Consider the following 22,612-nt stretch of genomic DNA (forward strand, 5'->3'; position numbering starts at 1 on the left):
TAAGTCTTCCTCTTTTCTGATAAAAAAGCATATTTCAAAGCTAATTCCGGTTTATTAGCCATTCAAAAATTGAATAAAACCCTTAATATTTTTTTGCTAATTTTGCCAAATGATTAAAGTAATTATTATTGGCTCTGGAAATGTTGCGCAACATTTGATTGCGGCATTTCAGGATTCCCAAAATTTGGGATCAGAAATCGAATTGATTCAGGTTTTTTCAAGGCAAACTGCTAGCGTATCGCATCTATTGGATTTTAATAAAATCACTGATGATTGGGATGCTTTAGCGGAAGCTGATTTATATATTATTGCCGTTTCGGATGATGCGATTGCCGATGCTTCTTCACAACTCCCGTTCAAAAATCGTTTAGTGGTTCATACTTCCGGCAGTGTTTCCTTAAATGCTTTGGATGCCAATAACCGAAAAGGAGTTTTTTATCCGTTGCAAACATTTACTAAAGACAAAGCCGTTGATTTTAAAACCATTCCAATTTGTTTGGAAAGTGAAAATGCAACAGATTTCCAATTACTGGACAAAGTGGCAAAAGCGATTTCTGAAAAAGTTTTTGCCATCAATTCCGAACAAAGAAAAGCGCTGCATATTGCAGCGGTTTTTGTCAATAATTTTGTGAATCATTTGTACCAGATCGGAAATGAAATTTGTCAGGAACATCAGGTCCCTTTCGAAATTCTAAAACCTCTGATTGCAGAAACTGCCCAGAAAATAACCGTGCTTTCACCACAAGAAGCACAAACTGGTCCGGCAAAACGCAATGACACAGCTACAATTGAAGCGCATGAAGCCTTTTTATCCAATGAAAATTACCTGACTATTTATAAAACACTAACACAATCTATACAGCATAATGGCAAAAAGTTATAAAGAAATAATGAACGACATCACTACTTTTATTTTTGATGTTGATGGCGTACTTACCGATAGCTCCGTTTTTGTAACCAATGAAGGAGAAATTCTGCGAACAATGAATATTCGTGATGGTTATGCGATGAAAGCTGCTGTAGAAAGCGGGTATAATGTTTGCATTATTTCTGGAGGAAGCAATGAAGGCGTTCGCGTAAGACTTAGAAATCTGGGAATAACGGATATTCATTTAGGGACTCCAAACAAAGTGGAAACATTTGATGAATATACCGATGTTTACCAAATAAATCCGGAACATGTTTTGTATATGGGAGATGACATTCCCGATTATCATGTGATGAAATTAGTGGGATTACCAGCCTGTCCACAAGATGCAAGCCCGGAAATCAAGGCAATTTCCAGGTATATTTCACATAAAAATGGTGGAAAAGGTGCTGCTCGTGATGTAATTGAGCAAGTCATGAAAGCACAAGGAAAATGGATGGCACATTTTGATGGGAAACACGATTAGTTGCTGTTTTTAAAGGTTGAATTATAAATTTTAAATGATATAAATGTTTCCATTTCTAAAACTCATCCGATATCAAAATTTACTGATGCTTGCCTTGATGCAACTCGTTTTCAGATATGGCTTTTTCAAATTTCAAAATATACTGCTGGCCTTAGCAGACTGGCAATATTTATTATTAGTCTTATCCACCGTTTTACTTGCAGCGGGCGGTTATGTAATAAATAATATATTTGATCAAAATACGGATAACGACAACAAACCGAAGGACGTAATCGTAGGCAAAGTAATTTCTGAAGCAAAGGCTTACAATATATACGTTGCACTTAATTGCATTGGCGTTGGTATTGGTTTTTATTTGTCGAATGTTATACAGAAACCTGGCTTCGCCTCTATTTTTATTTTGATAGCCGCCACACTTTATCTTTATGCTACAAGCTTAAAACAAATGGTGCTTGTTGGGAATGTAATTGTGGCTTTATTACTTTCTTTCAGCGTTGTCATCATAGGGATTTTTGACTTATATCCTGCCACCTATGAAGGAAATCAGACGCAAATGGCTGTTATTTTTTCCATTCTTTTAGATTATGCGGTTTTTGCTTTCTTTGTTAATTTCATTAGGGAAATCGTAAAAGATTTAGAGGATGTAAATGGCGACTACAATCATGGAATAAATACGTTACCGGTAGCCATAGGCGTTAACAGAACTACAAAAATAGTTTTTGCATTAAGTTTTATCCCTTTAGTGGCAATCCTTTTTTATACCTATAATTATTTGTTTCTTTTGACGTACACAACCGCTTATTTATTGACTTTTGTAACGGGACCATTGCTCTATTTTACGATAAAAATTTGGAATGCAAAAACAAGAAACGATTTTCACAAATTGAGTTTACTCCTTAAATGGATTCTTCTTTTCGGGATTATCTCCATAGCCGTTATCACTATAAATATGAAATATAATGCTTAGAAATAAATTAAAAAAATACAAGCTGATTCTGGCTTCGGGGTCTCCAAGACGCCAACAATTTTTCAAAGATTTAGATTTGGATTTCGAAATCAGGTTAAAAGAAATTGAAGAAATATATCCTCCGGAATTAAAAGCAGCAGCAATCACTGATTATTTGGCTGAACTGAAAGCCAACGCTTTTGAAGGCGAATTGCAACCCAATGATATCCTGATAACAAGTGATACGATCGTTTGGCATAATGACAAGGCTTTAGGCAAACCAAAAGATCAGCAAGATGCTTTTGACATCCTGAAATCATTATCGAATACTACCCATGATGTAATTACGTCGGTTTGCTTTAAAACCACTTTAGCAACAACTGTGCTCAATGAACTGACCAAAGTTACTTTCAATGAATTAAGCGATGAAGCCATTTTATACTATCTTGAAAATTACAAGCCTTATGACAAAGCGGGCGCTTATGGAATTCAGGAATGGATTGGTTTTATAGGTGTTGCAAAAATTGAAGGGTCTTATGCAAATGTTATGGGGATGCCAACTGATAAAGTTTATGAATATTTGAGTAAATTAGCGTAATAAATTATGGATATGACTTTATTTCAACACTACACAAGAGAACTAATTGCAACTGGAATTTTAATTCTTTTGTATATCTTATTGCGCATTATCACTTCAAAACTGGTACGACGTTATGCAAAATCAAGTCGCACTATTGAACATCGAACGAATTTAGTCATCAAATACATCCATTTATTTATTAATATTCTGGCAGTAACTGCTTTAATAATAATTTGGGGCGTTCAGACCAAAGATATTTTTATTGGACTTACCTCCATTACAACTGTCGTTGGTGTCGCTATGTTTGCCCAATGGTCTATTTTGAGTAACATCACCTCCGGTATCATTTTGTTCTTTTCTTTCCCGTTTAAAATTGGCGATGTAATAAAAATTCATGACAAAGATTTTCCTATTGAAGCCGAAATCGAAGATATCGGTGCTTTTCATGTGTACTTAAAAACCCATGATGGAGAAATGGTGGTCTTCCCTAATAATTTACTTTTGCAAAAAGGAATTTCAATTATGAAAAACCATTTTGATGACAAAGAATTCGTAGATTAATTTTATTTTAAAGGCCGGCTCTATTTTTATAAGTGGAAATTATATAACTCTTTTTTAAAAATATATAACGGATTCGATTTATTATTCTATCATATTTGCTTGTTAAATTTTAAATTTCCATACTTAAATTTTAATAGACCATTAATACAACGAAAAATATGAATGATACTATAAAACTTCCATTTTACGCAAAACTTGCGCTGATTTTATTGAGCCTGATCAGTTTTGGCTATATTTTTTATATTGGTCAGGAGATTTTAATTCCAATTCTGCTGTCTTTTATATTTGCTATATTATTAAGGCCAATTGCTCATTTCATAAGACACAAACTGCGTTTTCCACATGTCATTGCAGTGATGATAACGGTTTTGCTGTTTATTTTACTCTTTATTGGCCTTTTTGCATTTCTATCCATTCAGGTTAGTGAAATGGCTAATGATTTTAATAAAATCGAGCGAAACATTTCCATTCATATTCATAACATTCAGCAATATATCCGGGAACATTTCAATATAAGTTCAAGAGAGCAAAAAGAATACCTTGACACTGCCACGGAAGATTCTATGGAAAAAGGAAAAGAATTGCTGGGTACAACCCTAGCTTCCTTTACAGATACACTCTTAAACATTATTTTAATTCCTATTTATACTTTTTTGATCCTCTTGTACAGAACCCATTTTATGTTGTTCTTTTCCAAATTGATAAAAAAAGAGTACCATCCTAAATTACAGGATATTCTTTCCCAAATAAAAGTAGCTGTAAAAAGTTATATTGTTGGTCTGATTATAGAAATGGTTCTGGTTTCCGTATTAACAACAATTGGATTCATGATTATAGGCGTTAAGTATGCTGTTTTGTTGGGAATTGTTACCGGAATTCTAAATCTGATCCCCTATGTTGGAATATTGTTTGCAGGCGGCTTGAGTATTGTAGCATCACTTACGGGCACGCCCGACTTATCGATAATTATCGGCGTCATCGTAGTGAACGTAATTGTGCAATTAATTGACAATAATATTTTAGTCCCGTTAGTTGTAAGTTCAAAAGTGCAAATAAATGCCTTTGTTTCTATTGTTGGCATTATCATAGGCGGAGCAATTTGTGGAATTTCCGGAATGTTTTTAGCCATTCCGATAATAGCAATTCTGAAAGTAATTTTTGACAGAATAGAACAGCTGGAACCTTGGGGCTATTTAATGGGTGATGATTTACCAAAAACATATACGTGGCGTAATATAAAATTACCCCTTTTTGATTCAGAAACATCAGCAAAAAAAATCATAATCAAAACGGATATTACTGTTCCTATGTTTACAGAAACCACCACGGAAAATGATATAAACCGCACCGAAAATTAATTGGTTGAAATTTCAAAACCTATTTTTAAAGTTAATTTTTTAAAATGTTTCAAAAACAAAAACTGATTTTAATTTTCTTATTCTTTTGTTGCTGTCAGGTTTCTTTTTCACAGGTAGATAAACCAAAAAAGGATTCTTCTCAAGTATATAAGGATATCCAGACCTATTCCAAAAAAAGGAAATTCACTAAGTTAATGCATAAGTTAATTTTCAGACCCGTTAATTTAAAAGTTAAAAAGGAAAAAGTGGTTCGAAAAAAATACCTCGCTTTTGAAGGTAGAACGATCCGAAACATCACTATTGTTACGCTCGATCCATTTGGATTTTCAGAAATTGATTCAACCAGAAAACCTAAGAACTGGGCCGAAAGAAGCGGAAACAGAATACACATTAAAACCAATCGGCTGGCAATCCAAAATTTATTACTTATAAGAAAAAATGAACCTTTGGATTCCCTATTGGTAAAAGAATCAGAACGTTTAATTAGAACTCAGAGGTATATTAACAGAGTTAGCATTACGCCACAGTTGATTAAAAACAATCCTGATTCTGTAGATGTTTATATTCGTGTTCTGGATTCATGGAGTATGATACCAAAAGGTTCTGTTTCTAACTCCAGAACCACATTCGAATTAAATGAGCGCAACTTTTTGGGCTCAGGTCATGAATTTGACAATCAATATAAAAACAGATTCAGCGACGGAAAAAGCGCCTATAGTTTAGCCTATAGCATTCCCAATATCAAAAATACATTTATCAAAACAACATTGAGATATCATATTGATTTAGATAATTATTATGCGAAAAGCATCAATATTGATCGTCCTTTTTATTCCCCATTTGCAAAATGGGCGGCCGGAATTTATGTTGATCAGCAATTTAGAAAAGACACACTACAGGATTCCAATTTGATATATGCCAAGCAAAATTTCAAATTCAATTCACAGGATGTGTGGGTGGGCCATGCCTTTCGGTTATTTGAAGGAAATACCGAGGGAGACCGAACTACCAATCTAATTTTGTCTGGCAGATTTTTTAATATTAAATACATTGAAAGTCCCACCATCGTATATGATCCAATCAATTTCTATTCCGGAGAATTTTTTTTTCTTGCCGGAATTGGTGTTACTTCTCGAAAATTTGTGGAAGACAAATACATTTTTAAAAATGGGGTGATTGAGGATGTTCCTATTGGAAAAATTTACGGAATAACGGGTGGGTATCAATATAAAAACAATACTGGACGTTATTATTTGGGTGGCAGGGCTACATTTGGAAATTTTTATAAATGGGGATTTCTAAGTGTCAATTTTGAATTAGGTTCCTTTTTTTATAAATCAAAGACAAACCAGACCGCTGTATCATTTCAGGCAAATTATTTTACTAATTTAATTGCTATTGGAAAATGGCAATTAAGACAGTTTATCAAGCCCCAATTCATTTTGGGCATTAACCGTTTAAATTCTGTCGGTGACCGACTTACCATTAATGAAGACTATGGAATTGCTGGTTTTAATAGTGCAGAATATGGAACCGAAAAAGCGGTATTGACATTACAAACTCAAGCCTATTCACCTTGGAATTTATGGGGATTCCGGGTAAATCCATATTTTAACTATTCCATTGCTGCACTGGGAACTGCTGAAAAAGGAATAAGTGATAGTAGGGCATATTCTAAAATAAGTATTGGATGTATTATAAATAACGATTATTTGATATTTAGTTCTTTCCAAATATCGTTATCCTACTATCCTTCCATTCCTCGCGTTGGCGAAAATGTTTTCAAAACCAATTCTTTTGAAACTACCGATTTTGGTTTTCAGGATTTTGAACTGGCTAAGCCACATGCCGTTATTTTTAAATAAACAACCATTGTAATATTATGGTTTAAAACAGATTGCAATAAGTTCACAATTTTAGGACAAGGTGTGAATTATATAATTCTATACTATAATTTTATAAGTTACTTCATGGGATTGGTCTTATATTTACACTAATAGAAAAACAGTAACTAAAAAAAACAAAATGAAAAAAATTTCCTTTTATTTAATGATGATGGCATTGTCATTAACTGTAATCCCCACCACAGCTTTTGCTGCTGAAAAAAATCCAACTACAGTATCAAACAATCCTAAAGAAGTACCTGAAGAAGTTAAAGTTTTACTTTCTCGTTTAGATGAAATAAAAGCAATGGATAAATCTTCAATGAAATCATCTGAGAAAAAAGCACTTCGTAAAGAAGTTCGTGCTATTAAATCTGAATTAGCATCAACAGGAAACGGCGTTTATTTATCTGTTGGAGCAATCATTATAATTATCCTTTTATTGATTCTTTTATTGTAATCAGGTTTCCAGAATAAAATTAAAGAGAAGCCATTATTTCTCTTTTTTTATGAAAACAAAATATCCAGTTAAATAACAAAGAAATTAAATGGCATAATTGTTGGATTTGTACAAGAAATAGTACCTATAGGGTTACTATTAAATATTATTAATTAAAATTTTTGAAAAATGAAAACATTAAAATTAATCGTCGTAGGAATAATTCTTTTCGCATCAGGTGCAATACATGCTCAGGTTTCAGTTAACGTGAACATTGGTACACCACCATTATGGGGTCCTGTAGGATATTCTAATGTAGACTATTATTATTTACCAGATGTAGAAGCCTACTATGATATAAGAGCTTCACAATTTATTTATTTTGGAGGAGGACAATGGACTCGTTCAAGATATCTGCCTGGACCGTATAGAAACTATGATCTGTATAGTGGATATAAAGTAGTATTAAACGATTATCACGGTTCAAGACCTTACACTTACTTTAAAAATCATAAAGTAAAATATTACAAAGGGTATCACGGTGCACCCCAGAGAACAATAGGTTCAAAAGGCAATAATAAAGCATATAAAAACAAGGGGGGTGATAATGGCAACCACGGCTACCAAGGTGGCGGAAATGGCAACCAGGGTGGTGGAAATGGCGGTCATGAAAAAGGAAATGGAAAAGGAAACGGTGGTCATGGAAATGGAAAACATTAAGCACTAATTCATATAATAAAAATGGAGGCTCAGTAAAAATAAAAATTGAGGCTCTCTTTTTTTTGCAAAAACGAATAAAATGATTTAAAAGGGTTTCTTTTATTCCAACTCTCATAGGAGTGCCCTCCTATTAATCAATATTCAATTTTTTCAAATCTAGGGCAATATGGTTCCGATTTTCAACCTGAATTTATTGTAAATTATTTCTTACATTTACAGCAACAATAATGTTTAACCAAAAAACCAGATCAAAGATGAAAAAAGTTACCTTTTATTTAATGATGATGGTATTGTTATTCCGACCACAATTATTGCTGTTGAAAAAAATCCAATTACAGTAACAGCCAGCACGAAAGAAGTCCCAGAAAATGTCAAAAAGTTGCTGTCCCGTTTGGATGAAATAAAAGCAATGGACAAATCATCTATGAAATCCTCAGAAAAAAAGGCACTTCGCAAAAAAGTACGTGCTATTAATGCTGAGTTAAGATCAACTGGAAACGGTGTTTATCTATCTGTTGGAGCGATAATTATTGTAATCCTTTTATTGATTCTTTTGATATAATCCAAACTCGAAAAAACAAAGAAAAGAGAGGCCAAAAGCTTCTCTTTTCTTTAGGGTTAACGAAAGTAAATCTCTATTTAAATGTTAATTATTTTACATTGGCACAGTTGTTGGTTTTACTAAAAAAGTATTACTATAAAGAGTAAATATAAAATTATAAATCTATTAAATATTTGAAAAATGAGAACATTAAAATTAATCGCCGTAGGAATTATCCTTTTTGCATCTAGTTCAATACATGCACAAGTTTCAGTAAGTTTAAACATAGGTTCACCACCATCTTGGGGTCCCGTAGGATATGCAGAAGCCGAATATTATTATTTGCCGGACGTCGAAGCCTATTATGATATTAGAGCCACTCAATTTATTTATTTTGGTGGAGGAAGATGGATACGATCAAGATATTTGCCAGGACAATACAGAAATTATGATTTGTACAGTGGTTACAAAGTAGTATTGAATGATTACCATGGTTCAAGACCTTACAGAAACTTTAACAACGATAGAACCAGATACTACAGAGGTTACCAAGGCAGAGCGCAAAGAACGATCGGTTATAGAAATAATGACAGAGGAAACGACAACCGAAGAGAATATGATAACCGAAGAGAATATGATAACCATAGAGAATATGATAACCATAGAGGAAATGATAATCATGGATACAGCCAAAATCGAGGTAATGGGAATAATGGACATGGAAGAGGAAACGGAAATGGAAACGGGCATGGAAGAGATTAATACCTAAAAATAATTATTTTGTAAATTATAAAAGAGAGAACCAATTTTTGGCTCTCTCTTTTTTTATTAAAAATTTTTTATTTTAAAGAAAACCAAAAACATTTCTGAAAAAATTATTTAATTCCTACATTTGAAGCTATTGCAAATTAAATTAAAAAAAATGCAAAAAAAACACCTTCAGGCGATTGTACTATTTCTTTTTTGTTTTCAAATAACAATCGCTCAACAACCTCAAAAACCAAATGCTGTCGAAATTTACAATCAAATTCAAAAGCTTAACTTTTTAGGTACGGTTCTTTACGTAGCTGCACATCCCGATGACGAAAATACGCGTTTGATTTCTTATTTATCAAATGAGACTAAAGCAAGAACTGGTTACTTATCATTAACACGTGGCGACGGCGGCCAAAATTTAATAGGCCCACAATTGCGGGAATTATTAGGAGTAATACGTACTCAAGAACTTATAGAAGCCAGAAAAATTGACGGTGGAGAACAGTTATTTTCACGGGCCAATGATTTTGGATATTCTAAAAATCCAACTGAAACATTAGAAATTTGGGATAAACAAAAAGTACTCTCTGATATTGTTTGGGCTATTCGAAAATTTCAGCCCGATGTGATCATCAACCGGTTTGATCACCGCTCTCCCGGAACCACACACGGTCATCATACCGCATCGGCAATGCTAAGTGTAGAAAGTTTTGATTTAGCCAATAATCCAACCGTTTTTCCGGAACAATTAAAATTAGTTCAGCCCTGGCAACCCAAACGCCAGTTTTTTAATACCTCATGGTGGTTTTATGGCAGCAAAGAAAAATTTGATACCGCAGATAAATCAAATTTAATGGAGATGCAAATAGGCGCTTATTTCCCATCAATTGGGAAATCAAATCAGGAAATTGCAGCTTTAAGTCGCAGCCGCCATCAGTCACAGGGTTTTGGAAGTACCGGCAGCCGTGGTGAGGAAACCGAATATTTAGAATTTATAAATGGGGAAGCATTAAAAAATAAATCTTCTCTTTTCGAAGGAATTGACACCAGTTGGAACCGGGTAAAAGGCGGTAAACCTATCGGAGAATTAGTAACGACAATCGCTTCTCAATTTGATTATTCAAATCCTTCGGCCAGCATCCCTAATTTGGTCAAAGCCTACACCATGATGCAAGCATTGGAGGAGAAACACTGGACCTCATTAAAATCTTCTGCCATAAAAGAAATTATTACCGCTTGCTGCGGATTGTATCTTGAAGCAGTTGCCCAAAATCAGGAAGCAACTCCTGGCAGCATTGTAAAACTAAAACTCGAGGCCATAAACAGAAGTGCTGTTCCAATGCAATTAATGAGTGTAACCACGATGCCGGAACAAAAAAACACACCTGAAAATACAGCTTTAAACAATAATATTTTAAAAAACATAACCCTTAATTTACAATTGCCTAAAACCATAGCATACACACAACCCTATTGGTTAAAAGAAAGAGGAAATGAAGGGATCTACACGGTGGAAGGCCAAAAAAATATTGGAACACCTGATATTATTCGGGAAACTAAAGTAGTTTTTAACATCCAAATCAACGGAATCGACATTCCTTTTGAACGAACCGTTGTCTATAAATACAATGATGGCGTGAAAGGAGAAATGTATAATTATTTAGATATTGTTCCTGACATCACCACAAGTATTCTGGATAAAGTAGCCCTTTTTAAAGACAACAGAAACAAAACTGTAGCAGTAAAAATCAAAGCTGGAAAAGATGCAGTGAACGGTAATTTACAATTGGAATTACCGGGTAATTGGATTGTTTCACCAAAACTAATTCCTTTTAATTTAGAAAAAAAAGGAACGGAACAAATCGTTTATTTTGAGGTAACTCCGCCAAATCAACCTGACGATGCTGTTGCGAAAAGTATTGCTATCATCGACGGCATGCGCTATGATAAAGACCAAATTATCATCGATTACAATCATATTACCAGGCAACAGGTTTTAAAGCCGGCAGAGGCCAAATTTATCAAACTGGATTTAAAAACCAATGCGGAACGAATTGGTTATATCATGGGAGCCGGCGATGAAGTTCCTAATAGCCTAACGCAGATGGGATATAAAGTAACGCTATTAAAGCCTGAAGAAATAACTCCCGAAAAACTAGCTAATTTTGATGTGGTTATGACCGGAGTTCGAGCTTATAATACGGTTCAAACATTGGCAAATAAGCAAAGTATTCTTTTTGATTTTGTAAAAGAAGGAAAGACAATGCTGGTACAATACAACACTTCGGATGATATTGCTTTAGCTAATATTGCTCCGTTTCCGCTCAAAATCTCACACGACAGAGTTACCGAAGAAAATGCTGAAGTACGGTTTTTAGCGCCCAATCATCCTATAATGAATTTCCCAAATAAAATTACCTCAAAAGATTTTGAAGGCTGGAAACAGGAACAAGGATTGTATTATCCTAATGTATTTGACAAAGCCTTCACTCCTATTTTGTCATCAAATGATAAAGGGGAAACACCTAAAGATGGTGCTTTATTAGTCGCTCCCTACGGAAAAGGATATTATATTTATACCGGCCTTAGTTTATTCAGAGAATTACCTGAAGGAGTTCCGGGTGCTTTTAGACTATTATCAAATATGATTTCGCTGAAATCACCCGTTACGATTCCTGCTCAAAAAATCAAGAATTAAAACAATCCAAAATGGAAACAAAAAAAATAAAAACTTGGAAAAAAAACTATACATGGGTTCTCGTAGCCAATGCTATTTATATCTTGATTTTTTATCTAATAATGGAATTATACTCTTAAATTATGCAACTATTTGATTGGGTCGTACTTATAGCCACATTACTATTTATTGTAATTTACGGGGCCTGGAAAACCAGAGGAAGTAAAAATGTAGAAGACTTTATTCTCGGCGGTAACGAAACGCCCTGGCATGTGGTTGGACTTTCTGTAATGGCTACACAAGCCAGCGCCATTACTTTTCTTTCAACCCCTGGTCAGGCGTATCACGACGGAATGGGATTTGTGCAGTTCTACTTTGGACTACCTATTGCGATGGTAGTAATTTGTGTCACCTTTATCCCAATTTACCACAAATACAAAGTCTATACTGCTTATGAATACCTCGAAAAACGATTTGATTTAAAAACACGTTCTCTTGCAGCCCTACTCTTCTTGTTTCAAAGAGGTTTGGGAACAGGTCTGACAATATATGCCCCGGCTATCATTTTGTCAGCTATATTAGGCTGGAACCTTACTATAATGAATATTATCATCGGGGTTTTGGTAATCATTTATACCTTTTCAGGAGGAACGAAAGCTGTAAATGTGACTCAAAAACAGCAAATGTTTGTAATCATGTCCGGAATGTTAATCACCTTCTTCCTTATCCTGCATTATTTGCCAAATGATATGACTTTTAGTAATGCCCTGCATATTGCTGGTGCAAATGATAAAATGAATATTGTTAGTTTTTCAACTGATCCAGAAGAAAAATATACTTTTTGGAGTGGTATAACAGGAGGCTTTTTCTTGGCACTGGCTTATTTTGGTACTGATCAATCTCAGGTGGGCCGCTATCTATCAGGAAAATCGGTTCGCGAAAGCCAAATGGGATTGATTATGAACGGCCTTTTAAAAGTTCCAATGCAATTTTTTATTCTGCTTACCGGAGTCATGGTTTTTGTTTTTTTCCAATTCAATCCGGTTCCTTTAAATTTTAATCCAAATAATAAAATAATCGTTGAGAAATCCAAATACAAAGGAGAATATCATGTTTTAGAAAAAAAACTGGAAGGACTGTCTGAAGATAAAAAAGTAATTAATCTATTGTATATCGATCAGCTTAATCAGGATTATGACAATCCGATCCTTCGAAAAGAATTGATTGCATTATCCAGCAAAGAAAAAGATTTGAGGGATCGTGCCAAAGAAATTATTCTTAGAGCCGACAGTCACAGTGAAACCAACGATAAAGATTATGTGTTTTTTCACTTTATCCTTAATTATTTACCCAAAGGACTTATTGGTTTATTACTTGCTGTGATTATTTCTGCAGCAATGTCATCCACTGCTTCAGGATTGAATGCATTGGCATCGACAACGGCAATAGATATTTACAAACGCAATCTAAAAGAAGAAAAATCAGAAAAACATTATCTCAATGCCACGAAGTTTTTTACGCTGGTTTGGGGAATTATTGCCATTCTTTTTGCTTGTGTAGGAACGTTATTCGAAAATTTAATCCAATTGGTAAATATTATCGGATCTATATTTTACGGTACCGTTTTAGGGATTTTCCTGGTTGGTTTCTATATCAAAAAGGTACATGCCAAAGCTATTTTCAGCAGCGCCATTTTTAGTCAATTAACCATTTTCGTGATCTATTATTTCGCCATTTACATTTACCCAAGCGGGGATGAAAAACTGGGCTATTTATGGCTCAATTTCATTGGAGCAATTTTAACTATTGTAATTTCTTTATTCTTGCAATGGACCATTTTTAGAAAGCAAAAAGACTTAATTATTGATTAGCTAAAAAAAATCCCGTCTCGATAATAAATCAGGACGGGATTTTTTTTCATAAAATAATAAGAAGAATTATTTTTTACTCCACTCTGCTATGCTGTCTTTATTCATTTTCACATAGTCTTGGTTTTTAGCAATTTCTGCTGCTGCAAGTGATAATTTAGCGGTTTCAATAGCTCCTTTTTTATCCCCTTGTTTGGCTTGAATCAAAGATTTTAAACGGAAATAAAAGAAGGGTTTATCCTGGTTCAATTCTAATGCTTTATCTACATATGCTCTTGCTGTAGCTATATCTCCATTTGCCTGATATAAATATTGTGCTGCAGCGAAATAATCTCCGGCAGCCGGGCCAGCCAAAACTTTTTCTATGTTAGCCATTGCTTTTTTCTCAGTAGGCACTTCAAATTTTACAGCGGCATACGAATTTTCCCAGTACATTTCTAAAAAAGCAAAATTATTGTCTAAATCACTGATTCCTATAGTAAATGTTTCTACATTTTTAGATAATGTTTCCGGTTTAACGGTAGCTTTAAGTGCTACATTAGCTTCATTCCACTCCGCTGGATTACCCCAGTTATCAGTTGTTGAATAAAATATGATATCCCAACTTTCAATTTTTGGAATGGTGTACAAGGCATATTTTCCTTTTTTTAACGTTTTACCATCAATAACTACATCATCACTAAATGATATAGTTGTGTTTTCATTTGCTCCGGTTCTCCATACTTTTCCAAAAGGAACCAAATTACCAAAAACTGCTCTTCCTCTTGCACTTGGTCTTGAATAATTAATCTCTACATCTGTCAAACCCACTGCTTGTATAACAGTAGCTTTAGGGCTAGACTGTGGTGTTTTCACCTGTGCCTCAATGGTAAAATTTGCAATAATAATAGCAAATGCAATTAGAATGTTTTTCATAGTATCGTTTTTATGTTTTCCAAATTTACAAATTCAGGTATTCTTAAATGTTAATTATTACTTAATTTGGAATCAATGTTTTTTACTTCATCAAAACCTAATTCATTGAAATGATTGATTACTAGGTCCGCTTCCGATAAATCCTGGTCTTTTGAATGAACGCTATTGTAACCCACACAAAAAATACCCGCAGCTTTTGACGCTTTAATCCCATTGGTACTATCTTCAATCACAATGCAGTTTTCTTTTGGAGCAACAGATAAACTCGCAGCATGCTCAAAAATGGCGGGATGGGGTTTTGATTTAGGAAAGTCTTCCCCACTGACAACATGGGTAAAATATCCATGCAGTTTAAAGCGGCGAAAAACACGTTCAATAGTAACTTTTGAAGCTGACGAAGCCAAAATCAATTGTATTCCGTTTTCGTGTAATTCTTTTATTAATTTTTCAACACCTTCTAGTAATTCCAAATCTTCTTTGTTATCGAAAGCATCGTTAAAAATGGATCTTTTTCTTAAAATTAAATCTTCAACATCTTGCTCAAGATTAAATTTTTCTTTCAATTTCTGAAATATATTCCGAGTGGAATTTCCTGTAAATGAAGTATATAATTCTTCAGTGACTGCAATGTTCAATTCATCAAATTGTTTGAAATAAGCATAACGGTGCACTGGTTCTGTATCGACAATTACACCATCCATGTCGAAAATTACTGTTTGTATCATTGTATAAGTTATAAATTAGTTGTGATGAGTTTTCAGTCTCTTAAATCTGATTACTCTTTTTTAAGTAAATATCGAATTACTGTTTCGGCAGCATATAAGCCAAATAATCCTGGCATATAACTGTTTGTGCCGTAAAATGATTTTTTAAAATTAGAACCATCAGTCATTTTCAAACTTGATTCATCTTGAATTTCAGAAGAAAATACCACTTTTAATTTGTCAATTTTCACTTCTTTTAATCGTCTTCTGATTGTTTTTGCGAAGAAACAATTTACGGTATTGGTAATATCGGTCACTTTTACTTTAGAAGCTTCCATCTTTCCGCCAGCACCCATACTGCTAATGATTTTCACTCTTTTTCTTTTGGCTGCAATAATCAGATTCAATTTTGGAGTCACACTGTCTATACAATCCAAAACATAATCGAAGTCCTCCGAAACAATCTCGAAAGCGCGCTCCGGCGAAAGGAATTCCTGTACGCGTGTCAATTTTAATTCTGGATTAATATCCATTAATCGGTCACCTACAACCGTAACTTTTGGTTGTCCCACAGAAGAATGTAAAGCAGGTAATTGTCTGTTTATATTAGTAATATCAACTACATCGCCATCTACAATTGTCATTTTTCCCACTCCTGCCCGCGCCAAAAATTCGGCAGCAAAAGATCCTACTCCACCGAGCCCCACTACTAATACATTTGCATTTTGCAATTTATTTAAACCTTCTTTTTTAAATAAAAGTTCGGCTCTTTCTGTCCACTCTGCCATTTTCTTTAGTTTATTGTTTATAGTTTGCTATGCTCAAAAAGCCAAAATATTTTACCCGTTTGCTATCGCTAGGGTCAAAAATCGTTACGCTGTATTCTTAAATTAATTCCATTTCAACCTTAAAAACCGCTACAAAATTCTTGTTTAGCTGTTTTTGAATCGCTTCCATCGTCATCTTCTTGTATTTTGCAGCCAAAGCATAAACGGTTGCTAAATTTTCTTCAACGGTATCGGTTTCCAAGAAAAATCGATCATCGGGCATGTTTTTAAAAACCGTTTCCAATTCTGGATTTTGCAATAAATATTTTCCAAACGAAATATAAAATCCATTATCCAATAACTGTTTCGCCAACTGTTCGCTTTTGGAAAACCCATGAATTAATATCGGAACCGAAATGTTTAATTTTTTTTTAATTGCAATCAATTCCTGAAAAGCCGCAACGCAATGAATCACAACTGGTTTTTGATATTTTTGCGCCAAAAGCAATTGCTTTTCGAAAACCAATTGTTGCAATTCCATTGGGATTGCTATCCGTTTGTCCAGTCCGCATTCGCCCGCAGCAAGACAATTCGATTCTTGTAATTTGCTTTCGATTATTTCTAAGTCAGATTCAAGACGCTTTTCATCAATAAACCAAGGATGAATTCCTATAGAATAAAATGGAATCATTGCATCAAATTCCCATGGATATTGATTGACTAATTCCAGCACATCAGGCTCATTAGTATATTTATGGGTATGTAAGTTAAAGAACTGCATTAGTCGTGAAATTTTTTAACTCCTGCTTTTATTTTGATATTCAAATCGTTTTCCAAAGGTACTTTGGGACAGGAATATTTATGGTTATAAGCACAATATGGATTGTACGAAGTATTAAAATCAATGCTGATCGTATCGCCTTTTGGTATTCTCAAATCGATATATTTTCCACCTATATAACTTTCATTCCCTGAGGTTAAATCAGAAAATGGCAAAAACAAATAGTCCTTATAGGATGCTTTTTTCGAAAGTTCAATGTTCTTATACACATTCAGTTTAAACTCTTTTCCTTCGATCGTAAAAAAAACTTCTCCGTATTTTACATACAAGGGTTTTCTGTCCGTCGAGGTTTTCATCTCAAATGGTTTTTCTTTTTTTGTTCTGACAAATTTGGCTGTCACAAAAAACTTTTTATTAGCAGGATAAAAATCCAATGCTTTAAATACAGCCAAATCTTCTGTTGTCAAAGGACTGGTTTTGGCATCTGCATATTCTGCATTTAAATCCTTTTGAAATTTCTCAACAACCGAGGCACTGAATTGCTCCTGGCCAATGCCAAAATTAAACTGCACTAAAAAAAACAAAACTAATAGCGTTCTCATTTATATAATTTTAAGCAAAAATAGTTTAAAAGTTACAATGGTACAAAGACGCAACGCTAGAAAGTTTTCTACCTTTACAAAATTAGAGCTTTATATATGATCCAAACCGTTTTCCAACGTTATATCAATAATTTTAGAGGATTCACAAGAGAAGTATGGATTCTTACCCTGATTACCTTTATCAATCGCGCCGGCACGATGGTTTTGCCTTTTTTATCCAAATATTTGAAAGAAGATTTACACTTTTCCTACGCTCAAGTAGGATGGATTATGGTTGCTTTTGGTTTCGGATCCATGTTGGGTTCCTGGCTGGGTGGCAAATTATCTGATAAAATTGGGTTTTATAAAATCATGGTTTTCAGTTTATTTACCAGTGGAATCTTATTATTCATGGTTCAATACATCCGTACTTTTTGGGGATTGTGTATTGGAATGTTTGTTATCATGACTGTGGCTGACATGTTTCGTCCCGCCATGTTTGTTTCCCTTGGAACGTATGCGAAACCTGAAAATCGCACCAGAGCCTTGACTTTAGTGCGGTTAGCGGTTAATTTAGGTTTTACTGCCGGACCCGCTTTAGGAGGTTTAATCATCATGAATTTGGGATACAGTGGCCTTTTTTGGGTAGACGGAAGCTCTTGTATTGTTTCCATTTTAATTTTTGCAGTATTAGTTAAGGAGAAAAAAGCAGTCAAAATTGAGATCCATGATCATGAATCGCTTGTAATTACTTCCGTTTTTAAAGACAAAATATTTTGGATTTTCTTGTTTGTGTGTTTTGCCACAGCCATGCTGTTTTTCCAGCTTTTTACGACTTTACCATTGTATCACAATGAGAAATTTGGACTTACGGAATTTCAAAGCGGACTTCTATTATCCCTGAATGGGCTATTAATATTCTTTTTGGAAATGCCCATTGTGAGTTTCAGCCAAAGAAAAAGTATTGACAGACTCAAAATTATTCTTTGGGGTTGCGTTCTCATGTCCATTAGTTTTTATCTCTTATTGAGTAATACCTGGGCAGGGGTATTAGTAATTAGCATCATCATCATCACTTTTGGGGAAATGTTCATCTTTCCTTTTTCCAATTCTTTTGCACTAAGCAGGGCACCAAAAGGTCATGAAGGGCGCTACATGGCTTTGTTCACGATGAGTTTTAGTTTGGCTCATATTGCCAGTTCCAAGACTGGGTTTGAACTCATTGGTCATTTTGGCTACCAGACCAATTGGTTTTTCATGGGCTCCTTAGGTCTTCTTTCCGTGCTAGGTTGCATTTGGTTGCAAAAACTTGTTCAAATAGAACAAAACTAATGCTATTGTAATTCCTTGGGCGCAACCAAGTAAAAGGGGCAGTATAATCACGTTTATACTGCCCCTTTATATCATGTTAATAGGGCTATTTACGCTACTATAGTATCCCGCTGCTTTCTTTCATGCTCTAAACAATCAAAAAATCTGCAATCAGACTGGTTAGCGCCTGCAAGTCAAAATAAGCTAAAAACTAAAAAATTAGTTAAATAACTATATTTATAGTTGCGTAACTATAAATATAGTTGTAAGTTTGATTCAAATAAAATAAACATGCAAAAGTTAACCAACAAAGAAGAAGAAATCATGCACATTTTATGGAAGCTCAAAAAAGCTTTTGTAAAAGAAGTCATGGCAGAAATTACCGAAGAGCAACCGCACTACAATACCCTTTCCACAATTGTACGTAATCTGGAGGAGAAAGGGTTTGTTTCTCATAATGCCTTTGGGAATACCCATCAATACTACCCTATTGTCAGTTTAGAAGAGTATAGAAAGCGTTTTATGAATACGGCAATCGATAATTATTTTAATAGTTCATATAAAAACATGGTCTCCTTTTTTGCTAAAGAAGAGAAGATTTCCGCAGCTGAATTACGAGAGATTCTGACCATGATTGAAAATCGAAAAGAAGAAAAATAGTTCTTTATAAAAAGAAGTTTTACAACAGCCAAAAAGAAATAGTAAACTAGCATAAATACATAGTATGGAAACACTGTTTAGTTATCTCATCAAATCCAGTGGACTAATTGTCCTATTTTATTTAGCCTATTTTTTTACGCTGCGAAAAGAAACCTTTTTCAGCAGTAATCGTTGGTTTTTATTGGCTGGATTAGGTACTGCTGTCCTTTTACCTTTTGTTTTTATTACAAAAATAATTTGGGTAGAAGCGGCTACACCCCCCATCAATTGGTCTTCCATTCCTGTTGCAAATTATACACCCGAAAAAACGTTCGAAGATTATTTCCCAATTCTTACGGCTCTTGCCTACGGAATCGGAATACTGCTTTTATTTATCAAATTTGTTGTTGATTTTTATAGTTTGAATAGTGTTCTAAGAGGAAAATCCGTTCAGCAACAAGCCGATTTTAAATTTTTAGATGTTGCAGAAAATGTGGCGCCATTTTCTTATTTCAACACCATCGTTTATAATTCTTCCTTGTACACAGCTTCTGAACTAGAAAATATTTTAGAACATGAAAAAGTGCATAGTGAGCAAAATCACACCATTGATGTATTGATTTCGAGATTGTTTTGTATTGTGTTTTGGTTCAATCCATTCATTTGGCTGTATAAAAAAGCGATTCTGCAAAACCTTGAATTCATTGCAGACCATGAAGCCACTAAGAAAATATCCGACAAAAAAGCCTATCAAATCACGCTTTTAAAGATAACAACACGCGAGAATTGTGTTGCCATCACCAATCATTTTTATCAATCATTAATCAAAAAACGAATCGTTATGTTAAACAAAAATCAATCAAAAAAAAGGAATTCCTGGAAGTATGCTTTAGTGCTTCCGTTATTAGCAGCATTTGTGTTTTTATTTCAAATTAAAACCATTGCGCAAGAGAAAATTGCCAAAATTCAAGAAATTGAAAACAAAAAAACAGATCCCAATACTGTAGATATTTACAAAATAAATAAAAACACTACAGATAAAGAATTAGATGAAAAAGCGTCGATTATAAAAAATAATTATGGCATCACAGCTACTTTCTCTAAAGTAAAAAGAAACTCCGACAATGAACTAATTGCTATAACAGTTGAATTAAAAAAAGGAAAAGAAATTTCCGAAGTTATGAAAACGCAAGGAACTGAAGCTATAAAAACTTTTGGAATTGTGGTTTCAAAAAATGCAAAAGGAATGTTAGCAATAGATTTCGCAGCAGAGGATAAAATGAATGACGGAATGAATAATGCAATCAGTATCGTTTCTCCTGGCGAGCCAATGACAGGAAAAGAAATAGTAATTTATGGCACCAAAGGAAGTCAAAATGATACTGATAAATTGGATCCCGATCAAATTGAAAGCGTGGATGTAGAAAAAACAATTAAAATAGTTACTAAATCCAATACGCAAACTTTCAATGATCAGGATATTCCCACTCCTCCATCTCCTCCAAAATTTCCTGAAGGACCGATGCCGGTACCTCCGCTTCCGGATATGTCAAAATTACCTACTCCGCCAGCTCATCCATCAAATGTAAAAGATAAAAAAGCAATGGCGGAATTTGAAAAAAAAATGGCGGAATTTGAAAAAAAGATGGAATCATTCGAGCCAGATATGAGTGCCTATGAAAAAGAAGTTGAAGAAGTAATGGCTAAACGCGAAAAAATATTTGAAAAAGAAATGGCCAAATACGAAGATGCAATGGAAAAGTACAGAGACGCTATGGAAAAACGTACTAATTAATTTAAATATTTCCAAAAAAACATTGAAGACGGTCTCCATTCATCGACCGTCTTTTTTTATATCTTTGAAAAAAAATTATCTATGTTTAAAATCCTAGCCAAAATAAATAAAATTATTTTACCCAGTTTTACCAAACAGAGATTGGATTTGGCCAAAGCCAAAAAGTGGCAAATGGCACTAATTGGCTATCGCTATTATGTAACTACAAGAGCCCTAAACTAATACGTTATTGCGGCAAAAATCTCGTTTCTTTTAATTTTTGCCCTTCCATTTAGGAAAACCAGTTCCATCAGGAAATTGCATTGCACAATTTCGCCACCTAATCTTTCTACCAGTTCACATACTGCTTTTGCCGTTCCGCCGGTTGCCAAAACATCATCGTGAATTAGAATCCTGTCTCCTTTTTGAATCGCATCAATGTGAATTTCCAAAGTATCCGTTCCATATTCTGAATCATACGTTGCTGAAATGGTTTTATAGGGCAGTTTTTTGGCTTTTCTAACCGGAATGAAACCAACATTTAATTCTTGTGCAATGAGCACCCCAAAGAAAAATCCTCGACTCTCCACTCCTATCACCTTGTCTATTTTTTTATATTTAAGTGTTGAAACCAATATTGCCAGACATTTATTCCTCGCTTTTGGATTAATTAATAAAGGAGTAATGTCTTTAAACAAAATTCCTTCTTTTGGAAAACCCTGAATATCACGTATGTAATTCTTTAGTGGCATATTTTTTTATTTTTTTATAAATTTTGACTTGCAAATTACACAATTATACCTATATTTGCACCCGCATAAAGGCCTTGTGGCGCAACTGAATAGCGCACTTGATTACGGCTCAAGAGGTTACTGGTTTGAATCCAGTCAAGGTCACTCTACGGGGCAAGGAAGAAAAATCTTCTTTTGTCCCGTTTTTTTTGCTCTTTAATTTATGTTAATTAAATAAATACGACTGGCAATTTCATTGACTCGAGCGGTTTATAAATGATTATTTCGAAAAGTGAAATTTTCGGGATCATTTAAACAAATTATCTCTCTTCCCTCAGATAAATTAGTATTTATATAAGCAAAATTAAGCTGTATTAATCTCTCGATCACCATATTTAATAGGCTTTCAATACTTTGTTTGTCATCTGAGATATTGTTTAGCTGGATTTTTAAACGGTTTAAAATTTGTCATACTCCATTTTCATCTTTTGATAATCGTCTGCATCGATCTATGTGGTTACAAGAAGTTCCCTGGCAATAGACAATCTCTTTTCATAATTATTAATCTGTGTCAATAATTCCCATTTTTCATCTTTAGCTGCATTTGTATTACTCCTATAAGATTCCAAAATCAATGAAGCATATAATTCCATTTAATAACAAAATGAAATTATAAATAATAAAAA

Annotated in this window: 24 protein-coding genes and 1 tRNA gene; 18 read left to right on the forward strand and 7 right to left on the reverse strand. The window is 34.1% G+C overall.

All coding sequences use genetic code 11. The features are described 5' to 3' along the window. The first annotated feature begins 109 nt into the window (after positions 1 to 109). The 13 genes from ACNQGH_RS11520 to ACNQGH_RS11580 all read left to right on the forward strand — a co-directional run bounded on the left by ACNQGH_RS11520 (position 110) and on the right by ACNQGH_RS11580 (position 13,726). Positions 110 to 883, forward strand: coding sequence for a Rossmann-like and DUF2520 domain-containing protein (locus ACNQGH_RS11520; RefSeq protein WP_417956158.1), 774 nt, complete (start codon positions 110 to 112; stop codon positions 881 to 883). Then, complete coding sequence (locus ACNQGH_RS11525) at positions 867 to 1,394, forward strand: KdsC family phosphatase (RefSeq protein ID WP_291247944.1); 528 nt, start codon at positions 867 to 869, stop codon at positions 1,392 to 1,394. Before ACNQGH_RS11520 ends, ACNQGH_RS11525 begins: the two co-directional genes overlap by 17 nt. A gap of 43 nt (positions 1,395 to 1,437) precedes the next feature. Beyond that, positions 1,438 to 2,361, forward strand: coding sequence for a geranylgeranylglycerol-phosphate geranylgeranyltransferase (locus tag ACNQGH_RS11530; protein ID WP_417956159.1), 924 nt, complete (start codon positions 1,438 to 1,440; stop codon positions 2,359 to 2,361). Continuing rightward, positions 2,354 to 2,938, forward strand: a complete 585-nt coding sequence (locus tag ACNQGH_RS11535; protein WP_417956160.1) for a Maf-like protein — start codon at positions 2,354 to 2,356, stop codon at positions 2,936 to 2,938. Before ACNQGH_RS11530 ends, ACNQGH_RS11535 begins: the two co-directional genes overlap by 8 nt. Before the next feature lie 12 nt (positions 2,939 to 2,950). Next, the gene (locus tag ACNQGH_RS11540) at positions 2,951 to 3,481 is read left to right on the forward strand and encodes a mechanosensitive ion channel domain-containing protein (RefSeq protein WP_417956161.1); all 531 of its coding nucleotides are present in this window, start codon (positions 2,951 to 2,953) and stop codon (positions 3,479 to 3,481) included. A gap of 158 nt (positions 3,482 to 3,639) precedes the next feature. Further along, positions 3,640 to 4,839, forward strand: coding sequence for an AI-2E family transporter (locus ACNQGH_RS11545; protein WP_417956162.1), 1,200 nt, complete (start codon positions 3,640 to 3,642; stop codon positions 4,837 to 4,839). 194 nt (positions 4,840 to 5,033) lie between these two features. Continuing rightward, positions 5,034 to 6,704, forward strand: coding sequence for a hypothetical protein (locus ACNQGH_RS11550; protein WP_417956163.1), 1,671 nt, complete (start codon positions 5,034 to 5,036; stop codon positions 6,702 to 6,704). Positions 6,705 to 6,864: 160 nt separating this feature from the next. Continuing rightward, complete coding sequence (locus ACNQGH_RS11555) at positions 6,865 to 7,182, forward strand: hypothetical protein (RefSeq protein WP_417956164.1); 318 nt, start codon at positions 6,865 to 6,867, stop codon at positions 7,180 to 7,182. 168 nt (positions 7,183 to 7,350) lie between these two features. Further along, a complete protein-coding gene (locus ACNQGH_RS11560) occupies positions 7,351 to 7,881 on the forward strand; it encodes a hypothetical protein (protein ID WP_417956165.1) in 531 nt (176 codons plus the stop codon). A gap of 409 nt (positions 7,882 to 8,290) precedes the next feature. Beyond that, a complete protein-coding gene (locus tag ACNQGH_RS11565; RefSeq protein WP_417956166.1) occupies positions 8,291 to 8,443 on the forward strand; it encodes a hypothetical protein in 153 nt (50 codons plus the stop codon). 180 nt (positions 8,444 to 8,623) lie between these two features. Continuing rightward, positions 8,624 to 9,184 (forward strand): hypothetical protein, encoded by a 561-nt coding sequence (locus ACNQGH_RS11570; RefSeq protein ID WP_417956167.1) that lies wholly within the window; start codon positions 8,624 to 8,626, stop codon positions 9,182 to 9,184. A 160-nt stretch (positions 9,185 to 9,344) separates the two neighbouring features. Continuing rightward, the gene (locus ACNQGH_RS11575) at positions 9,345 to 11,876 is read left to right on the forward strand and encodes a PIG-L family deacetylase (protein ID WP_417956168.1); all 2,532 of its coding nucleotides are present in this window, start codon (positions 9,345 to 9,347) and stop codon (positions 11,874 to 11,876) included. Positions 11,877 to 11,998: 122 nt separating this feature from the next. Beyond that, positions 11,999 to 13,726, forward strand: coding sequence for a sodium:solute symporter family protein (locus ACNQGH_RS11580; RefSeq protein WP_417956169.1), 1,728 nt, complete (start codon positions 11,999 to 12,001; stop codon positions 13,724 to 13,726). 66 nt (positions 13,727 to 13,792) lie between these two features. Here ACNQGH_RS11580 and ACNQGH_RS11585 read toward each other — a convergent pair whose 3' ends face one another. The 5 genes from ACNQGH_RS11585 to ACNQGH_RS11605 all read right to left on the reverse strand — a co-directional run bounded on the left by ACNQGH_RS11585 (position 13,793) and on the right by ACNQGH_RS11605 (position 17,492). Next, positions 13,793 to 14,638 carry a DUF2911 domain-containing protein gene (locus ACNQGH_RS11585; RefSeq protein WP_417956170.1) on the reverse strand — a complete coding sequence of 282 codons (846 nt, stop codon included), beginning with the start codon at positions 14,636 to 14,638 and terminating at the stop codon, positions 13,793 to 13,795. Between the two features lie 50 nt (positions 14,639 to 14,688). Next, the gene (locus ACNQGH_RS11590) at positions 14,689 to 15,363 is read right to left on the reverse strand and encodes an HAD family hydrolase (protein WP_417956171.1); all 675 of its coding nucleotides are present in this window, start codon (positions 15,361 to 15,363) and stop codon (positions 14,689 to 14,691) included. A 50-nt stretch (positions 15,364 to 15,413) separates the two neighbouring features. Next, entirely contained in the window at positions 15,414 to 16,130 is a 717-nt protein-coding gene (locus ACNQGH_RS11595) for a tRNA threonylcarbamoyladenosine dehydratase (protein WP_417956172.1), read from the reverse strand. 97 nt (positions 16,131 to 16,227) lie between these two features. Then, on the reverse strand, positions 16,228 to 16,890 hold the full coding sequence (locus ACNQGH_RS11600) for a TatD family hydrolase (RefSeq protein WP_417956173.1): 663 nt from the start codon (positions 16,888 to 16,890) through the stop codon (positions 16,228 to 16,230). Further along, positions 16,890 to 17,492, reverse strand: coding sequence for a DUF1684 domain-containing protein (locus ACNQGH_RS11605; protein ID WP_417956174.1), 603 nt, complete (start codon positions 17,490 to 17,492; stop codon positions 16,890 to 16,892). The genes ACNQGH_RS11600 and ACNQGH_RS11605 overlap by 1 nt, the downstream gene beginning before the upstream one ends. A 96-nt stretch (positions 17,493 to 17,588) precedes the next feature. Between ACNQGH_RS11605 and ACNQGH_RS11610 the strand changes: the two genes are divergently transcribed. From ACNQGH_RS11610 to ACNQGH_RS11625, 4 genes are all read left to right on the forward strand, one after another. Further along, positions 17,589 to 18,803, forward strand: coding sequence for an MDR family MFS transporter (locus ACNQGH_RS11610; protein WP_417956175.1), 1,215 nt, complete (start codon positions 17,589 to 17,591; stop codon positions 18,801 to 18,803). A gap of 270 nt (positions 18,804 to 19,073) precedes the next feature. Beyond that, a complete protein-coding gene (locus tag ACNQGH_RS11615; RefSeq protein WP_417956176.1) occupies positions 19,074 to 19,442 on the forward strand; it encodes a BlaI/MecI/CopY family transcriptional regulator in 369 nt (122 codons plus the stop codon). 64 nt (positions 19,443 to 19,506) lie between these two features. After that, complete coding sequence (locus ACNQGH_RS11620; protein ID WP_417956177.1) at positions 19,507 to 21,216, forward strand: M56 family metallopeptidase; 1,710 nt, start codon at positions 19,507 to 19,509, stop codon at positions 21,214 to 21,216. 81 nt (positions 21,217 to 21,297) lie between these two features. Then, positions 21,298 to 21,438 (forward strand): SsrA-binding protein, encoded by a 141-nt coding sequence (locus tag ACNQGH_RS11625; protein ID WP_417956178.1) that lies wholly within the window; start codon positions 21,298 to 21,300, stop codon positions 21,436 to 21,438. Here ACNQGH_RS11625 and ACNQGH_RS11630 read toward each other — a convergent pair. Next, entirely contained in the window at positions 21,435 to 21,947 is a 513-nt protein-coding gene (locus ACNQGH_RS11630) for an adenine phosphoribosyltransferase (protein WP_417956179.1), read from the reverse strand. The two genes, ACNQGH_RS11625 and ACNQGH_RS11630, sit on opposite strands and share 4 nt — an antisense overlap. A gap of 70 nt (positions 21,948 to 22,017) precedes the next feature. On the opposite strand from ACNQGH_RS11630, the gene ACNQGH_RS11635 reads away from it, so the two are divergent. Further along, a tRNA-Arg gene (locus ACNQGH_RS11635) sits at positions 22,018 to 22,091 on the forward strand. Between the two features lie 344 nt (positions 22,092 to 22,435). Here ACNQGH_RS11635 and ACNQGH_RS11640 read toward each other — a convergent pair. Continuing rightward, the gene (locus tag ACNQGH_RS11640) at positions 22,436 to 22,579 is read right to left on the reverse strand and encodes a hypothetical protein (RefSeq protein WP_417956180.1); all 144 of its coding nucleotides are present in this window, start codon (positions 22,577 to 22,579) and stop codon (positions 22,436 to 22,438) included. Positions 22,580 to 22,612: the final 33 nt, after the last annotated feature.

The organism is Flavobacterium kochi (genome assembly GCF_048286715.1).
Lineage (GTDB): Bacteria > Bacteroidota > Bacteroidia > Flavobacteriales > Flavobacteriaceae > Flavobacterium.

Excerpts from the sequence above, each read along its gene's own strand:
- ACNQGH_RS11520 (WP_417956158.1), top strand. The coding sequence starts at position 110 with ATGATTAAAGTAATTATTATTGGCTCTGGAAATGTTGCGCAACATTTG.
- ACNQGH_RS11525 (WP_291247944.1), top strand. The coding sequence starts at position 867 with ATGGCAAAAAGTTATAAAGAAATAATGAACGACATCACTACTTTTATT.
- ACNQGH_RS11530 (WP_417956159.1), top strand. The coding sequence starts at position 1,438 with ATGTTTCCATTTCTAAAACTCATCCGATATCAAAATTTACTGATGCTT.
- ACNQGH_RS11535 (WP_417956160.1), top strand. The coding sequence starts at position 2,354 with ATGCTTAGAAATAAATTAAAAAAATACAAGCTGATTCTGGCTTCGGGG.
- ACNQGH_RS11540 (WP_417956161.1), top strand. The coding sequence starts at position 2,951 with ATGACTTTATTTCAACACTACACAAGAGAACTAATTGCAACTGGAATT.
- ACNQGH_RS11545 (WP_417956162.1), top strand. The coding sequence starts at position 3,640 with ATGAATGATACTATAAAACTTCCATTTTACGCAAAACTTGCGCTGATT.
- ACNQGH_RS11550 (WP_417956163.1), top strand. The coding sequence starts at position 5,034 with ATGCATAAGTTAATTTTCAGACCCGTTAATTTAAAAGTTAAAAAGGAA.
- ACNQGH_RS11555 (WP_417956164.1), top strand. The coding sequence starts at position 6,865 with ATGAAAAAAATTTCCTTTTATTTAATGATGATGGCATTGTCATTAACT.
- ACNQGH_RS11560 (WP_417956165.1), top strand. The coding sequence starts at position 7,351 with ATGAAAACATTAAAATTAATCGTCGTAGGAATAATTCTTTTCGCATCA.
- ACNQGH_RS11565 (WP_417956166.1), top strand. The coding sequence starts at position 8,291 with ATGGACAAATCATCTATGAAATCCTCAGAAAAAAAGGCACTTCGCAAA.
- ACNQGH_RS11570 (WP_417956167.1), top strand. The coding sequence starts at position 8,624 with ATGAGAACATTAAAATTAATCGCCGTAGGAATTATCCTTTTTGCATCT.
- ACNQGH_RS11575 (WP_417956168.1), top strand. The coding sequence starts at position 9,345 with ATGCAAAAAAAACACCTTCAGGCGATTGTACTATTTCTTTTTTGTTTT.
- ACNQGH_RS11580 (WP_417956169.1), top strand. The coding sequence starts at position 11,999 with ATGCAACTATTTGATTGGGTCGTACTTATAGCCACATTACTATTTATT.
- ACNQGH_RS11585 (WP_417956170.1), bottom strand. The coding sequence starts at position 14,638 with ATGAAAAACATTCTAATTGCATTTGCTATTATTATTGCAAATTTTACC.
- ACNQGH_RS11590 (WP_417956171.1), bottom strand. The coding sequence starts at position 15,363 with ATGATACAAACAGTAATTTTCGACATGGATGGTGTAATTGTCGATACA.
- ACNQGH_RS11595 (WP_417956172.1), bottom strand. The coding sequence starts at position 16,130 with ATGGCAGAGTGGACAGAAAGAGCCGAACTTTTATTTAAAAAAGAAGGT.
- ACNQGH_RS11600 (WP_417956173.1), bottom strand. The coding sequence starts at position 16,890 with ATGCAGTTCTTTAACTTACATACCCATAAATATACTAATGAGCCTGAT.
- ACNQGH_RS11605 (WP_417956174.1), bottom strand. The coding sequence starts at position 17,492 with ATGAGAACGCTATTAGTTTTGTTTTTTTTAGTGCAGTTTAATTTTGGC.
- ACNQGH_RS11610 (WP_417956175.1), top strand. The coding sequence starts at position 17,589 with ATGATCCAAACCGTTTTCCAACGTTATATCAATAATTTTAGAGGATTC.
- ACNQGH_RS11615 (WP_417956176.1), top strand. The coding sequence starts at position 19,074 with ATGCAAAAGTTAACCAACAAAGAAGAAGAAATCATGCACATTTTATGG.
- ACNQGH_RS11620 (WP_417956177.1), top strand. The coding sequence starts at position 19,507 with ATGGAAACACTGTTTAGTTATCTCATCAAATCCAGTGGACTAATTGTC.
- ACNQGH_RS11625 (WP_417956178.1), top strand. The coding sequence starts at position 21,298 with ATGTTTAAAATCCTAGCCAAAATAAATAAAATTATTTTACCCAGTTTT.
- ACNQGH_RS11630 (WP_417956179.1), bottom strand. The coding sequence starts at position 21,947 with ATGCCACTAAAGAATTACATACGTGATATTCAGGGTTTTCCAAAAGAA.
- ACNQGH_RS11640 (WP_417956180.1), bottom strand. The coding sequence starts at position 22,579 with ATGGAATTATATGCTTCATTGATTTTGGAATCTTATAGGAGTAATACA.